This window comes from Ideonella azotifigens (genome assembly GCF_021043325.1).
Classification (GTDB): domain Bacteria; phylum Pseudomonadota; class Gammaproteobacteria; order Burkholderiales; family Burkholderiaceae_C; genus Ideonella; species Ideonella azotifigens.
Map to the genome: position 1 here is coordinate 302,611 of NZ_JAJNKD010000004.1, position 15,283 is coordinate 317,893.

Below are 15,283 nucleotides of genomic sequence, written 5' to 3' on the forward strand. Positions count from 1 at the left end.
TGCGCTTGATCCAAATCATGCGAAGGGAGGAGGCGATATAGGATCGTGGTGAACATGGTTTCATCCCCTCTTTCCATGCTCTCCGACCTGGCAGAGCAACAACTGCAGGCCCACGCCCGGGCCGCCCCCGGCAGGCATGCCGCGAGTGCCTGCCTGGTGCTGGACGCCGTGGCCGGCATCGGCTTCGCAGCCGGCCTGGCCGGTGCCGTGGCCGCGCTGGCAGCGCAACAGCCGCCCTGGGGCTGGCTGGCACTGCTGGTGCTGGCGGCAGGGCTGCGCGGGCTGCTGGGGCGAAAGGCCGCACTGTCGGGGCAACAGGCGGCGTTGGCCGTCAAGCGAAGCTGGCGCGCCCGCCTGGTTCAGGCCGCGCTGGGCGGAGCTGCAGGGACCGCCGCCGCGCGGCGGCAGGACACGGCCGGCGGCGAGGCCGGCCCCGCCCGGCTGGTCAGCCTGGCTGCCGAAGAGATCGAGGCCCTGGAGGCCTGGGTGGCCCGCTTTCTGCCGGCCCGGCAGGCCGCCACGCTGGCACCGCTGCTGGTGCTGGCCGCGGTGGCCATCGCCAGCCCGGTGACGGCCGCGATCCTGGCCGCCACGCTGCTGCCTTTCATCGTGCTGATGGCGTTTGCAGGCCGGGCCTCGGCTGCTGAGTCGCATCGCCAACTGGCCGCGCTGGCCCGGCTCTCGGGCCTGCTGGCCGACCGCGTGCGCGCGCTGCCGGTGGTGCTGGCGATGCGGGCCGAAGGGCGCGAGCGCGCCCGCCTGGCAACGGCCGCCGAAGACGTGGCGCAGCGCACGCTGCGGGTGCTGCGGCTGGCCTTCCTGTCCTCTGCGGTGCTGGAGTTCTTCGCCGCCTTGTGCGTGGCGCTGGTGGCCGTGTATTGCGGCTTTGGCCTGCTGGGGCTGCTGCCCTTCCCCGCACCGGAACGCTTTGCGCTGGGCCCGGCGTTTTTCGTGCTGGCGCTGGCGCCGGAGTTCTACCTGCCGATGCGCCGCCTGGCCGCGGCCTATCACGACCGGCAGGCCGCGCAGGCGGCGGCCGAGCGTCTTCTGGCTTGCGAGAGCGCCGCCACGCCGGCGCTGAAGTCTGCTGCAGCAGCCAGCTTCCAGAGCCCGCCCAGCCTGTGTTTCCAGAACGTCAGCCTGTCCCACGGCGACACGCCAGCCGTGCTGCAAAAGCTGAGCTTCGATCTGCCCGCCGGCCAGAGCCTGGCGCTGATGGGCCCGTCCGGCAGCGGAAAGACCACCGTGCTGCGCGCACTGCTGGGCCTGGCGCAGGTCCGCGAAGGCAGCATCCTGCTCAACGGCCTGCCGCTGGCCGCCGCGGGCTCGCTCGCAGCTTGCGCGGTGTGGATCGGCCAGCAGCCGCTGATCGTGCCGGGCACGCTGCGCGAGAACCTGTTGCTTGCGGCGCCAGAAGCCTCGGCGCAGGCGCTGGCCGAAGCAATCGAGCGGTCCGGCCTGCAAGCCATGCTGGCCGGCCGCCCGCTGGGGCTGGACACGCTGCTGGACGCACGCGGCGGCGGTCTCTCCGGCGGCGAGCGGCGGCGCCTGGCGCTGGCTCGGGCGCTGCTGAAGCCCGGCGCATGGCTGTGGCTGCTGGACGAGCCCACGGCCCACCTGGACGCCGAGGCCGAAGCCGCGCTGGTCGACACGCTGGCCCGCGCCTGCGAAGGCCGCACCACCTTGATCGCCACCCACAGCGAGCGGCTCGCCGCCTGCGCGCACCGGGTGCTGCGGCTGGGAACCATGGCATGACGAACCACGTTCATGCGAATGCCGTACCGGCCCCGCCGGCCTTGGCACAGCGCGGGCCAGGCAGCATCCGCCAGCAAGATCGCACCGGCCCCGCCGGATCCCCGTTGCGCCAGTTGCTCGCCACCGAGCGCCGGCGGCACAGCGGCCTGTTCCAGGCCGCTGCCGCCTGTGCCGCACTGCTGGGCCTGGCTTCGGTGGCCTTGCTGGGCGTGTCCGGCTGGTTCATCACCGCGGCGGCGGCGGCAGGCGTCAGCGGGTTGGCTATGGCCCAGGCCTTCAATTACCTGCTGCCCAGCGCCGCGATCCGCCTGCTGGCAATTGCCCGCACAGGCGCACGCTACGGCGAGCGCCTGTGCAGCCACGAGGCAGCGCTGCGCAGCCTGGCCCGCGTGCGGCCGGCCATCTTCGGCGCGCTGTGCGCCGCACCGGCGGAGCGCTCGCTGGCAGTGAGCACCGGCGAGGCCGTCACGGCGATGGTGCAGGACGTGGAAGCCATCGAGGCCCAGCAGGTGCGCCGCTCGGTGCCGTGGACCGCCGCGGCCGGCGTGTTGACCGGCCTGGCGCTGCTGGCCTTCGGCGGCTGGCCGCCCCTGGTTGCCACGCTGGGTTGCGGCGCGCTGCTGGTGTTGGCCGGCGGGTTCGGCGCACGGCGGGTGCGCAGCGCAGCGCAGGCCAGCCGCGCCGCGATGGGCGCGCTGAAGGACGAACTGGCCTGGCTGTCGGCCCACGACGCCGAGCTGCACTGCCACGACCTGGCCGCGTGGGCCGGCCAGCGCGTGGTGACCCAGGACCAGGCCCTGGCCAAGGCCCAGCGCCGCCAGCTGCGCCTGATGGCCGGGCTGGACGCGGTACTCGCACTGGCCAGCGGCTTCACTGCCGCGCTGGCCTTTGCGTTGGCACGGGGCGCCGGCGCACCGGTGGCGGCGCTGTGCGCGCTCGCGGCGGTCATGACGGTCGAATCGCTGGCGCCGCTGCTGCGCCATGCGCTGCAGCAGGCCAGTGCCCACGAAGCCGAGCGCCGGCTCGATGCCCTGCTGGGCAGCGCGCAAGCCTTGCCCTCGCCTGCCCCGGCCGACAGCACGCCCGCCAGCACCGCCGCCGCGCTGCACCTGCCCGCGCTGTCCGCCTCGCCCTTGCAGCCCGGTGAACACGTCGCACTGCTAGGCCCGTCCGGCTGCGGCAAGAGCACGCTGCTCGAAACCCTCCTGGGGCTGCGCCCTGCCGTGCGCGGCACGGCGGAGCTGGCAGGTCACGACCTGGCCGACCTGCCGGTCTCCACGCTGCGCGCCCAGTTCGCCTGGCTGCCGCAGGATGCCGCGCTGCTGGCCGGCAGCGTGCGCGACAACCTCACGCTGGGCTGCGGCCAGGCCAGCGACGAACAGCTCTGGGCGGCCCTGCAGGACGCCGGCCTGGACCGCCGCATCCGGGCCCTGCCAGGCGGGCTGGACGGCTGGCTGGGTGAGGACGGCGCAGGCCTTTCCGGCGGTGAGCGGCGCCGCCTGGCGCTGGCCCGGGCCTGCCTGGTGCCCGCGCCATGGCTGCTGCTGGACGAACCCACCGAGGGCCTGGACGCCGCCACCGAAGCGGCCGTGGTGGCCGGCCTGCGCCGCCGCCTGAGCCTCACCGGCCAGGGCCTGCTGCTGGTCAGCCACCGGCCCGCGCCGCTGGCCTTGTGCAACCGGCAACTGATGCTGGGGCGCCTGCAGGACAGCGCCAACGGCTTGGAACAGGCGGGTTTTGAAGCTGTTTATTGAGGGGATGTGAAGGCCGCTGCGACGGTCTACTGGCGGGCATGTCTCCTCCTGGGTCGACGGCCATGTCCACTCGCACTTCTGCGCTCTCCCTGATCACCCGTGCCATGCTGGCAGCCACCGCGCTGACGCTGGCCGGCACCGGCATGGCCCACGCCGCCTGCGCCGAAGGCCTGACGCCGCTGGCCCAGCGCGACACACCTTCGGGCGACGCCAGCGCACCGCGGCTCACGCTGCTGAACCTGATCCAGGCGGCCGAGCAGCGCAGCAAGGCCGTGGGCGCCGCCAAGCTGCTGGCCGATGCCGCGCGCAGCGACATCGAAGAAACCAAGGCCGGCGCGCTGCCCACGGCCACGCTGAGCGCCGCCATCGGTCCGTCCGGCGACCAGATGGAAGGCCAGAAGACGCGCAACCAGTTCCAGGTGCGGCCCGGCCTCACCGTCAGTGCGATGCTCTACGACTCCGGTCGCAATTCACACCTGACCCAGTGGCGCACCAGCTTGGCCGAGGCTGCCAACCAGGGCCAGATCAGCACCACCGAACAGGTCGCGCTGCAAACCGTCATCCTGTCCTTCGAGCGCGACCGCTACCGACTGCACGCCCAGGTCTGGAGCCAGTACGCCGCCAAGGTCTGCACGCTGGTGGACTCGCTGGAACAGATCGTCGCCACCGACCGCGGCCGCGGCAGCGAGCTGGTGCAGGCCCGCAAGACGCTGCAGCAGGTGCTGCTGTCGCGGGCCCAGTCCATGACCCAGCTGCGCCTCACCGAAACCCGGCTGCGCCGCCTGGTGGGCGACAGCCTGCCGGAGGCCAACGGCCTGTCCGCACTGATGCTGCAAACCCCTGCGCTGCCCGAGCTGCAGTCGCAAGCCACAGGCGCCTCCAGCATTGCCCAACTGGCCGCGCAGGCCGACGCTGCCGACAGCCTGGCCAGGGCCACCGATGCCGGCAACAAGGTGCAGGCCAACTGGCTGGTCAGCGTGGCCAAGAATGCCACCGGCGACCACGCCGGCAACTGGAACGCCGGCATCACCATCAACGTGCCGCTGCTGAACCCTGCCGCCGCACCGGCGTCCACTTCGGCCCGCCTGCGCGCCGAAGCCGCCCGCGTGCAACGCGCCGAATCGCTGGACGCGCTGCAGAACCGGCTGGCCGAAGTCCACGAACAAGCCAGCGCCGCACTGGTCCGCGCCCGCGACACCGTCACCGTGCTGAAGAGCAGCGAACGCGTGCGCGACGACACCATTGCCCAATGGCAGCAACTCGGCAAGCGCTCGCTGTTCGACGTGATCTCGGCCGAAGGCGACCACTTCAACCTACGCATTGCCTATGTGGACGCCCTGCACGACGGCCAGGAATCGATCGCCCTGCTCTATTCGCTGGCGGGCAGCGTGAAGTTGCCGTTGAACTGACCGGCTTCGCACCCGGCAAAAAGCCGCTCGATTCCGAGCGGCTTTTTTCATTCACGCTGAATCGTCACCTCATCTTGAGGGCAGTTGCCATACCTGCTCGGCAACCCGATGGATCCAACGCTGGCGCCCGTCAAAAAATTTCGATTGGGACCGCCGTTTGGTGAAGAAGGCGTTCACCTCCACCACCTCGCCAAGGAAGTGCGGAACGTATTCGATTTTGCGCAGGACGAGCCCGAAAGGCTCAAGCAGCGAAATGAGGTCAGGCAGCAGCTTCTGCTGGTTGTAGAGCGGATAGAAGTGCGCTTCAAGCTCGATGCCGAGGCATCCATGCAAGAGATCACCGAAACCCTGCAACACCTCGTATTCGAAGCCCTGCACGTCAATCTTCACGAGATCCGGTTGAGGTGTCTTTCCTTCTCGATGCAACACGTCATAGCGGGTGCAAGCGATGTCAATCGAACGTTGCACCTCGAAATGCGCCTGCATATTGGGATATTCCGCCAGCAGCACCTCATTGGGCTCCAGCACGGAAATGCAAAACGGATTTTTCGTGATGTACAGCTTCCGCGATTCCACCGCGTTGGACAAGCCGGCCTGCACCACATGTGCCTCGGGAAACTTAGCGCGAAGATTCTGCGCGGATTGCGGGCTGGGCTCGAACAGGACAGGCTCTAGCCATGCCACATGTGGCCGCCACTTTGCCTGCAGCCCGCCTGCACTCCCCACGTCGGCCAGCCGTATGCGCATTTCTGCGGAGGGAGGCTCGGGGAACGTCAGCACCGATGGCTCACTGGTCTGCATGGTTGCAGGTACCGGCACGGACGGTAGGCTGGCGGTAGCGGGCTTTCTCGATGAAAAGAGCTTGAACGGATTGGACTTCATTCGCCTAGTTCGCTGACAGTGAATTCACTGCGACCACGGTGCCTGTGTACGGCCAGTGCCGGACACCGCCGCCAGCCTCGAATCAGCGCTCAATAGAAGCGAGGACGTGGCCGGCGAGGGCATCATAGTCGCCACCGAAGTGATGGCCGCCGGCCAGCGGCAGCGGGCGGGCGTGCAGCGGTGCCAGCGTCGGGCACAGCGAGTTTTTCTCGTCCTGGCCGTAGATGCACAGCGTGCGGGCGGCCACGAGCTGCTGGGCTTCGGGCGCAATCGGCCGGTCGCCGCTGGGACCGATCCAGTTGGACAGGTGGAACTCGAACGAAGCCTTCTGGCCCAGGCCCAACAGCGCGGTGAGACGCACCCGCGTGCGCGTGGCGGCGGGCAGGCGGTTGACGGCAAATGGCAGCACGTCCGCGCCTTGCGAGTAGCCGATCAGGATCACCTCGCTGCGCTTCCAGCGGTGCGAGTAGAAGCGGATCAGGCGGTCCAGGTCGGTGGCCAGGCCTTCGGGCGTGCGGGCGCTCCAGAAGTAGCGCAGCGAATCCACGCCGACCAGCGGAATGCCTTTGGCGGCCATCGCCGCGGCAATGCCTTTGTCGATGCTGGCCCAGCCGCCGTCACCGGACAGCAGCACCGCGAAGCGGTCCGCATTCGGCCCGCCTGCGGCTTCGGCAGTGGCCGGCACTTCGATCACCGGCAGGTCGGCCAACTGGGCCGGCGGCGGGCCCAGCGTGACCTGGCGCGCGGCCAGCGAGGCATAGGCGCTGTCGAAGCCGGCCGGCAACTCGGGGCCGGTGGCCGGCGCAGGCTGCCAGACGGCTTGCGGCACGCGCTGCACGAAGTCTTGCGCCGCCGGGCACGCGGCCATGCTGCTGCCGGCCTGCATCGCAGTCCACGGCTCGGGCAAGGCGGTGGGAGGCGGCAGCAGGTCCACTCCGCTGCCGTCGGCTGCAGGCTGCCAGCGCAAGGCGTTTTGCGCGCACATGGGCTTGCTCATCGGCAGCCGCGGGCAGAAGCCGACCGACAGCGCTGAAGCAAAGGTGCCGGCCGGCGCCTGGGCCACCAGCGCGTAGGCAAACGCGCCCGCGCTGCCGGTGCCCACCAGCATCGGCTCCATGTAGGCCCCCAGCTTCTCCGAGGCCTGCAACTGGCGCGAAAGGTTCTCGAAGGCGCCGCCGGCATAGGTGCACTTGCCGTCCTGCACTTCCAGCCGGCGGTAGAAGTTGGTCAGCGGAATGGTGGCCACCATCGCGCCGGCGGTGACCATCTTCTGGATCATCAGCCGCTCGCTGTCGTTGGCGCCGTCCATGCCGGTGAAAGGCAGCATCACGAACTGCTGCGGCACGCCGGCCGGGCGGTACAGCGCCACGTCGTTGAACAGCCCGTGCGACAGCAGCCGCGGGAAGCTGGTGCCGGGAATGGGCAGCGGCGGCGGCACGGCGGGCAGTACCAGCGCAAGCGCTGGTGCCAGGGCCGGCGCGCTGCCCGCGGCTGCGGGAGGCACCAAAGGGGCCAGCTTGGCCGTCTGCGCCAGCAGCAGCCCCGGCAGCATGGCCATCAGCAGCGGCAGGCCCACCCGCCCCCGCGTTGCCCAGGTACGCACACTCACTTCGTCACCACGCCTTTCATGCCACCGCCAATCAGCGCGGCCACGTCGGCCAGCACGAAAAACGGCGCCAGCCCGCCGGGTGCCGCCAGGTAGCGGGCTTCCCATTCGGGCTCGAACTTGTCCTTGAAACTGTGCAGGCCGCGGAAGTTGTAGAAGCGGTCCCCGTATTTGTAGAGCAGCCGGCCCAGTTGCTGCCAGCGCGGCGCCTTGCGACGCTCGGCCATGCCCGCCATGGGCGACATGCCCAGCCCGAAACGCTGGTAACCCTCGGCCTGCAGGTGCAGCATGACCTTGGCGAACAGGAAGTCCATGGTGCCGGGCGGGGCGCCGGGCAGGTAGCGCATCAGGTCCACGCTGGCTTCCTGCTTCGCAGCGGTGCTCAGCAGGTTGGCAAAGGCGATGACCTTGCCCTCGCGCCAGACCACGGCCACCGGCAGCTGCTGCAGGTAGGCCTCGTCGAAGCGGCCAACGGAAAAGCCTTTTTCACGGCCGCGCTGGTGCGTGAGCCAGGCCTGCGAAACCTCGCGCAGCTGCGGCAGCAACTCGGCCACGCGGGCCGGGGGCAGCACCTCGAAGCTCAGGCCTTCACGCTCGCCGCGGTTCACGCCGGAGCGCAGGTTGGCGCGCTTGGCGCCCTTGAGGCTGAAGTCAGGCAGGTTCACATGCGCATATTCGCCCAGCTTCAGCGCCTGCAGGCCGCAATCCAGGTACAGCGGCAGGGCCACTGGCCGCACCTGGTAGAAGGCCGCACGACCGCCATGGGCGTTGGCCAGCTCGATGAACTGCCACACCAGGTCGGCCCACTCGCGGCTGTCGCCAAACGGGCCGTACAAGGACACCCAGCTGCGCGCCTGCTTGCCGTACATCAGGAAGCTCCTGCCGGACGGCGAGAACATCAGCTGCTTGTCGCCGATCAGCGCGTAGCAGCCGTCGGACGAGGGGTTGGCGCGGATGATGGCCGCCGCGCGGGCGATCTGCTCGGGCGTGGTGCGGCTCAGCACGCCGGCTGGCTGGCGCATCAGCTGCCACAGGAAAAACGCCAATGCCATCAAGGCCACGCCCATCAGCGCGCGCAGCGAGCGCGGGGCCTGCCCGTCCAGCTCGAACTGCCACCACAGGTGGTTGCTGTAGGCCACTTCCTGGTAGGCGAAAAACAGCACCCACACACAGGCCAGCACCACGCCCAGCAGCGCCAGCAGCCACTCCGGCTCCAGCCGCTGGGCGAACAGCGAGGACGGCCGGTTGAACTGCTTGCGCGAGATCACCAGCAGCAGCACCAGCATGCTGAGGAAGGCCGCCTCGTTCAGCGCAATGCCCTTGGGCAGCGCCAGCAGCGCAGCCACCATCGACAGCCCCAGCGCCGCCCACCAGGCCGCGTCCAGCCGGTGCAGCAGCCCGCGCGCCACCAGCAGCAGCCCGAGGCCGGCCACGCTGCCGAGAAAGTGCGAGGCCTCGATCAGCGGCAGCGGCACACGCAGCGTGGCCAGCACCTCGCGCGCGTCTTCGGTGAAAGGGGTGACGCCGGAGACCAGCAGCCACAGGCCGGCGACCATCGTCAGTGCCGCCATCAGGCGCGGGCTCAGGTGCACGGCCATGCGGCTCACAGGTGCGGCCACGCCTGAGCGCAACTCGTAGGCGATCAGGGTGCCGGTGGCCAGCAGCAGCGGCAGCACGTAGTAGATGCCGCGGTTCAGCAGCAGCGCGCCCAGCATCGCGTCACTGGGCACCCCGGTGCCGCTGGCCAGCAGCATCACCGCCTCGAACACGCCCACGCCGCCCGGCACGTGGCTGATGATGCTGGCGGCGATGGCAATCGCATAGAAGGCGATGAAGGTCGGCAGGCCGATGTGGTTGGTCGGCAGCAGGAACCAGAGCGCTGCGGCCGAAGCGGCCAGCTCCACTGCGGAAATGAGCAGCTGGCGCAGCGCCAGGTTCAGCGTAGGCAGGCGCAGCGTCCATCGCCGGCCGCGGCCCAGGCCCACCTGCAGCAGGTGCTGGCGGCTGCACAGCCACAGGAAGCCGGCAAGCGCCAGCAGCATGGCCAGCGCCAGCACGCGCAGCCACCAGGCCCGGCTGTGCAGCAGCGGCGCGACGTCCGCCGCGCCCCACAGCAGGCCCATGGCACCGAACACCATCATGCCCAGCGCAAAGGCCGCTGCATTGAAGCCGATGACCCGCGCGATCTGAGGCGGCTCCAGCCCCGCCGCGGCATACAGCCGCATGCGCACCGCACCGCCCGACAAAGGTCCGAGGCCGATGGTGTTGGACAGCGCATAAGCAACGAAGGAAGTCAGCAGCACGGTGCTGCGCGGCACCTTGGCCCCGGCATATCGCAGCGCGGAGGCGTCGTACTGGGTCAGCGCAAGATAGCTGGCGGCGGTGGCGAGCAGCGCGGCGAAGATGTCGATGTTGGGCGTGGCCGAGACGGCGGCCATCACGCTGGCATAGCGCACCTCGCGCAACAGCCCCTGCAGTGCGAAGCCCACGGCGCCCGCCAGCACCAGCCCCAACGCGGCCAGCAGCCAGGGCCGCAGGCGGGGCCACCACTCACCAAGCCTGGCCACAGGCGAACGGGGCTGCACAATCAACGGGGGTTCGGGAACGGACACAGGTCTTCTTGCTTTCTGGGTGGCCGGGTCAGGCACATTCTGTCGGTTTTGAATCCATTGTTGCGAATGGATTCAATGCCGACGAAGCTGAACGCCGTTGCAGTTGCGACGGTGCACAGTGCCACGCAAGCCTCGCACCAGCTTCTGCCAGGCAAACCGAGTACCCGCGTCAAGGCGCAGGCGGCTGCCACCAGTCGTATTCCCACTGCCACGGCATGCGGGTGGCGCCCAGCACCCGCTCGGCCAGCGCCGGGTAGAGCCGCTCGGCGCGCACGTCGTTGGCCAGCAGCACGATGCAGCGCTGGCCAGCTTCCAGGCACAAGGCCATGTTGCCGGTGGCGTCGTCGTGGCCGCCCTTGAGCCAGGCTGGGCCGCTGGCATCGTCGAAGCGCACGACGCCCAAGGCAGCGGAGAGGCCGATGGCCTGGTAGCGCGTTTCGGTGGGTGGCAGGAAGGTCGGGAACTGGTGCGCGGAGGTGATGGGCAACTGCCCTTTGATCCATTCGGCGCGCGCTGCCGGGCTCAGGCCGTCGCCTCGCATGAAGCCGGCCCACATGCGCGCCTGGTCGGCAATCGTCGTGTCCATCGAACCGGCGGCGCGCACATTGCTGCGCTCGTCATGCGGCAGCTCGCTGCCGTCCAGCTGGTAGCCGTCGGCCAGGTTGTTGGCAAAGTCCGGCCGCCAACGCATGCTGGTGCGGGTCATGCCGAAACGGTCGAAGATGCGGCGCTGCATTTCCTGGCCCACGTCCAGGCCCAGGCCTTTTTCCAGCACGAACTGCAGCAGGTTGATGCCTTCGCCGGAATACGCATAGCGGCTGCCGGGATCGAAGTGGAACTGCAGCCGCTGGTCCGCCTCGACCCATCGGAAATTTGCAAAACCGCTGCTGTGCGTGAGCAGCATGCGAGGCGTGAGCTGGCGCCAGCGCTCGTCGCCAGCCAGGTCGGCGTAACCGCGCTTGGCATCGCCGTACTTCGGCAAGGGCTGCGGCAGCAGCTGCGCCAGCGGCGCGTCCAGCGACAGCCGGCCCTCGTCCGCCAGTTGCATCACCATGTAGCCGAAAGCCGCCTTGGTCAGCGAGGCGCCATACATCACCGTGTCCGGCGTGAGCGGCAAAGCCTTGGCCACATTGCGCTGCCCGTAGGCGGCCACCTTGACCACCTGGCCGTGTTCGATCACCGCCAGTGCCAGGCCCTTGACCTGCTCGCGCTGCATCAACTGGCGCACCGCGTCGTCCAGCGAAGCGCTGGCCAGCGGAGCCGACGGAGGGCCGGCGCACGCGCCCAGCAGCATCGCCCCCGCAGCCCATGCACAAGCCCCCATCCACCGCCAACCTGGCTTCATCGTTGCTGGCTCCGTTGTGGTGCGACGGTTCATCAAGCCATTCCTGAAAGACATGCGAGGCAGCGCGTGCGACACGGCGGCCATTCACCTACGAACCTGGACGGAGGCGTGCCTTGTCGAGCTTGATGGCCACCCCGACACTTCGGCCCGCAAGATTGGGCACGCTGTAGTGTGCCGAACTGCCAAGGATGATGGCGCATTCGGACAGCGTGAATCCATGGTCCTGCTGCAGCCATTGAATGAGTCCTGTCGTGGCCGAGCGCAGCGCTTCGTCCAAAGAACCCGCCTGGCCCAGCACCATGATCTGCGTCGGGGATTCAACCCGCGGCATCGCGATCGATTTCCCCTTGATCACCTCCACTGTGAATTCGACATCCATCGAGGTTTCCAGCGCGTACTGCGAGGTTTCGCCATCGCCTTGAAGGGCATGGGCGTCGCCCAGGTAAAGCAAGGCGCCCGGCTGCTGGACGGGCAGGTAGACCACATTGCCTTCCACTACTTCGTTGAAATCCATGTTGCCGCCAAACCTTCCGGTGTCTCCGGTGGAAATGGGAGCCGATCCAAAACCCGGTGCAACCGCAAGCCCGCCCAGCATCGGGCGAACCGGTACGACAAACTCCTTCAAGCGCTCGGTCGGCGTTTCAAGGCTTGCCAAACCGCGCATCCGATCCAGCTTCCAGCGCACCGGCTGGCCCAGGTCCGCCGCTTTGCCAACCAGGCTGGCACCCAGCGCCCTACCCACGATGGTATCCAGGCTGTCGGCATGGTCCCGGTTCAGGCGCAGGCGGTTGAGCCGCACCACCAGCGTGTCGCCAGGCGAGGCTGTCGCGACAAAAAACGGGCCGGTCTGCGGGTTGCCGAACAAGGCGCGGGTGACGCCGTTTTCGTCCACGCCACCTGAATCGATGGTCTTGGTGTGCACGGTGTCGCCCGGCCAGATAGTCAGGACTGGCGCGCGGTGCGGACTGAACTCGTTGGAATACTCCGTTGGCTCGAACTCGTGGCGGCGCGGCGGTCCTGCCGGTCGATCGGGAATGCGGCGCGCTGAAAAGCCATGCTTGGCACGCCTGGCCGGGTTGTTGCTGTCCGGAAAGTCGGCAATGCCATCGATGCGTCCGCCCTTGATCGTGCCGGCAAACGAATACCTCGCGTTGTTCGCGCCGGTTTCCTCGAACGTGATGGTCGAGCCATGGCGACGCCCCGTGACCTTGTCGCCGTCCATGTCCCCCGCAATCGCCTCGCCATCCTGTTTCAAGGTGAGGGTTTGATAGACAGGATTGCCCCAGAGATCGGTCGTCACGACCCACTGCTCGGTCGCCTGCGCCAGCGCGGCCCCGGGGATCAGGCAAAACAGCAAGGCAACACGTTTCAACATCAAGCAGGTTCCGGTTCGATTCATGAATTCACATGGGTTGTTTCAGCGCACCAGGCTACCGCTGGTGGCCCGGGATATGCCCGGATCTCCAGCAAATGCTGATTCGGATCGTTGAAATAAAGCGTGGGCGCTGGCCCGCGTGCACCGCTTTCCTCGCCTGGCCCGGTGTTGGTTCCCACCGAATCGAAGGTCGGGCCGTGGGCCATGCCGGCCGCCTTGATGCGCACGAAGATCTGCTCGAATTCCTCGCTGCTCACCGCAAACGCGTAGTGCTCGAATCCGGGCGTGCCCCAAGGCGCCAACTGCAGCTGACATTCTGGCCCTGCCCTGAGCACGGTGAACGGTCCGTCCTGCCCCTGCAAGGTGAAACCCAACACCTGCGTGTAGAACGCGATGCTGGCGGCCAGGTCGTTGACCTTCAGGATGATGTGATCGAGTGTGGCCATTCGTGCAGTCCTCCGGGGTCACATGCCCACACCATGCGCCATCAGGCTGGCGCACAAGGCCACGCCCAGCAGCAGCACGACTTCCAGCCGCAGGGCCAGCATGATGCGCCGGTACTCCTGCGCCGAAACCGAAGGCGCCATGCCCTGGCTGGTCTGCGGGCGCCACTTGATGAAGCGAATCGTCGGGTAGATCGACAGCAGACCCGCCAGCACGAACAGCGTGAGCTTGGCGTGGAAAAACGGGTTGGCGAGATAGAAGCCGCTGCCCTTCTCGAAATAGAACACGCGCACCAGACCGATGATCAGCACCAGCCCGGCAAAGGTGCCATACCACCGGTCGCTAGCCTGAAGCCGCTTCGCCTCCGCCAAGGTCGGCGCGGGGCTCATGGTCTGCCACTCCAGGAAGACGGCGCCCACGATGCCGAAGACGGCGAGGAAATGAAGGAAGGCAAACACCGCGCTGATGGTCATGGATGTCCTCTTCAATGATCTTCGGTCATGCCCCGCCCAAGCGGGTCGGCGGCGCCTGAATCTCAGGCGCCAACATCCTTCAGCGAGGCCTGGTAAGCCTGAATCCTCGGCAACAGCAATTCCCGGCGCTGCAGGCTTGACGCAGGCCAATGCTGCGCCCGGTCGTAATACTCGGGCACTGCCGGCACGTCGCCGGACAACAGCACCCAAGGCTGCTTCGAGGCCGTGAAGATGTGGATGTCCGGCGGCAGCAGATCGGGGTTGTCCAGTGTGCCCACGCGCACGAACTTCACCAGCGGCCCCGCACCCGCGTAGTGGCTCCACACCGCCACCTGGCACCGCGGACAGCGCGCGATCTGCTGGCCCTCGCCACTCTCGGAAGGCATGTGCACCAGCGCCACTTCGCCACCCAGCGAATCCACCGCATCGCTTTCGATCATCGCGTTCAGCGCAAACGAAGCGCCCGATTCCCGCTGGCACCAGCGGCAATGGCAGCAGTGCACGAACAAGGGCGCAAGGTTCAACCGGTATCGGATCATGCGGCAATCACAGCCGCCTTCGATGGGGGTCATGGTGCGTGGCGAAATTGGAGCAGCGCCAGCCTACCCGCGGGAGCCCGCGATGGCAAACACCGCCATCACCGGCACACCCGGCAGCAGCAAGCCGACCACACACTGCCAGTCGGCCAGGCCCCGCAGTTCAGCGCGGAATCTCGCGCAACACGCGCACGCCGACGCGGCCGTCCGAGTCGACGAAGTTGATGTCGTAGCGATTGCGGATGCCGCAGCGCACGTAGGGTGCCTTGCCGTCCCACGAGCCTCCGCGCATCACCCGCTTCTCCTCGCCGCCGGATTCGATCTTCGGGTTGTTTTCCACCGCCGTCGGGTAAGGCGACACAAACTTGTCCTGCACCCATTCCCACACGTTGCCAGCCATGTCATGCAGGCCCAGGCCATTGGCCTTCTTGGTGCCGACCGGGTGGGTCTGCTTGCCCGCTTCCGCCTTGTTGAACCAGGCCACCTCACCCAGTTCGCTCGCACCCACGCCGCCAGGCCAGGTCTCGTCCTTGCCGCCACTGCGGCAGGCGTATTCCCACTCGGCCTCGGTCGGCAAGCGGAACATGCCCTTGCCTTGCGCGCTGAGCTTCTGCACGAACTCCTGCGCCTGCAGCCATGAGACCTTGTCCACCGGGCAATTGTCGCCACAGCCCGCGAACTTCGACGGGTTCACGCCCATCACCGCCCGCCACTGCGCCTGCGTGACCTCGTACTTGCCAATCTCGAAGTCGCTGACGCAAACGTTGTGGATGGGTTGCTCGTGTTTCTCGTAGCCCTGCGTGCCCATCTTGTAGCAACCACCCGGCACACGCACCATTTCGATGGTGGCCGCAACCTCCTCGGCCCGTGCCGCCGACGCACCCAGTGCCGCCGCGAGCAGGGAAAATGCCATCGCACTCTTCATCCATTCCTCCCTGAAATCACTGCTGATCCCAAAGATTCTGCCAGTGGCATGCGAGGCTCAGGCTCAGCACAGGCCCTGGACTTGGCCCCGGGGCCAGGCAACCCACCAGCGCCGAACCGCATTCAGGATCGTCCTCAAGCGCAGGCTCGTCGGCCAAACTAGGAAGC

Annotated in this window: 12 protein-coding genes; 3 read left to right on the forward strand and 9 right to left on the reverse strand. The window is 68.2% G+C overall.

Features of this window, described 5'->3' with window-relative positions; genetic code table 11:
• The first annotated feature begins 75 nt into the window (after positions 1 to 75).
• From cydD to LRH25_RS11895, 3 genes are all read left to right on the forward strand, one after another.
• Complete coding sequence (gene cydD, locus LRH25_RS11885; protein WP_231011208.1) at positions 76 to 1,755, forward strand: thiol reductant ABC exporter subunit CydD; 1,680 nt, start codon at positions 76 to 78, stop codon at positions 1,753 to 1,755.
• Entirely contained in the window at positions 1,752 to 3,509 is a 1,758-nt protein-coding gene (locus LRH25_RS11890) for an amino acid ABC transporter ATP-binding/permease protein (protein ID WP_231011209.1), read from the forward strand. The genes cydD and LRH25_RS11890 overlap by 4 nt, the downstream gene beginning before the upstream one ends.
• A gap of 62 nt (positions 3,510 to 3,571) precedes the next feature.
• Positions 3,572 to 4,918, forward strand: a complete 1,347-nt coding sequence (locus LRH25_RS11895; RefSeq protein ID WP_231011210.1) for a TolC family protein — start codon at positions 3,572 to 3,574, stop codon at positions 4,916 to 4,918.
• A gap of 69 nt (positions 4,919 to 4,987) precedes the next feature.
• On the opposite strand, the gene LRH25_RS11900 is transcribed toward LRH25_RS11895, so the two are convergent.
• The 9 genes from LRH25_RS11900 to LRH25_RS11940 all read right to left on the reverse strand — a co-directional run bounded on the left by LRH25_RS11900 (position 4,988) and on the right by LRH25_RS11940 (position 15,104).
• Entirely contained in the window at positions 4,988 to 5,800 is an 813-nt protein-coding gene (locus LRH25_RS11900) for an FkbM family methyltransferase (RefSeq protein ID WP_141290889.1), read from the reverse strand.
• Between the two features lie 82 nt (positions 5,801 to 5,882).
• Positions 5,883 to 7,409: an AcvB/VirJ family lysyl-phosphatidylglycerol hydrolase gene (locus tag LRH25_RS33085; RefSeq protein WP_231011211.1), complete on the reverse strand. Its 1,527-nt coding sequence runs from the start codon at positions 7,407 to 7,409 to the stop codon at positions 5,883 to 5,885.
• The gene (gene mprF / locus LRH25_RS11910; protein WP_231011248.1) at positions 7,406 to 9,991 is read right to left on the reverse strand and encodes a bifunctional lysylphosphatidylglycerol flippase/synthetase MprF; all 2,586 of its coding nucleotides are present in this window, start codon (positions 9,989 to 9,991) and stop codon (positions 7,406 to 7,408) included. The genes LRH25_RS33085 and mprF overlap by 4 nt, the downstream gene beginning before the upstream one ends.
• A 196-nt stretch (positions 9,992 to 10,187) precedes the next feature.
• Positions 10,188 to 11,312 carry a serine hydrolase domain-containing protein gene (locus LRH25_RS11915; RefSeq protein WP_211361257.1) on the reverse strand — a complete coding sequence of 375 codons (1,125 nt, stop codon included), beginning with the start codon at positions 11,310 to 11,312 and terminating at the stop codon, positions 10,188 to 10,190.
• Positions 11,313 to 11,451: 139 nt separating this feature from the next.
• Complete coding sequence (locus tag LRH25_RS11920; protein WP_141284119.1) at positions 11,452 to 12,738, reverse strand: acetamidase/formamidase family protein; 1,287 nt, start codon at positions 12,736 to 12,738, stop codon at positions 11,452 to 11,454.
• A gap of 20 nt (positions 12,739 to 12,758) precedes the next feature.
• Complete coding sequence (locus tag LRH25_RS11925; RefSeq protein WP_141284112.1) at positions 12,759 to 13,184, reverse strand: VOC family protein; 426 nt, start codon at positions 13,182 to 13,184, stop codon at positions 12,759 to 12,761.
• Positions 13,185 to 13,202: 18 nt separating this feature from the next.
• Positions 13,203 to 13,655, reverse strand: a complete 453-nt coding sequence (locus LRH25_RS11930) for a DUF2214 family protein (protein ID WP_141284110.1) — start codon at positions 13,653 to 13,655, stop codon at positions 13,203 to 13,205.
• A gap of 62 nt (positions 13,656 to 13,717) precedes the next feature.
• Complete coding sequence (locus LRH25_RS11935; RefSeq protein ID WP_141284108.1) at positions 13,718 to 14,227, reverse strand: GFA family protein; 510 nt, start codon at positions 14,225 to 14,227, stop codon at positions 13,718 to 13,720.
• Positions 14,228 to 14,354: 127 nt separating this feature from the next.
• Positions 14,355 to 15,104 (reverse strand): formylglycine-generating enzyme family protein, encoded by a 750-nt coding sequence (locus LRH25_RS11940; protein WP_170200674.1) that lies wholly within the window; start codon positions 15,102 to 15,104, stop codon positions 14,355 to 14,357.
• Positions 15,105 to 15,283 lie beyond the last annotated feature (179 nt).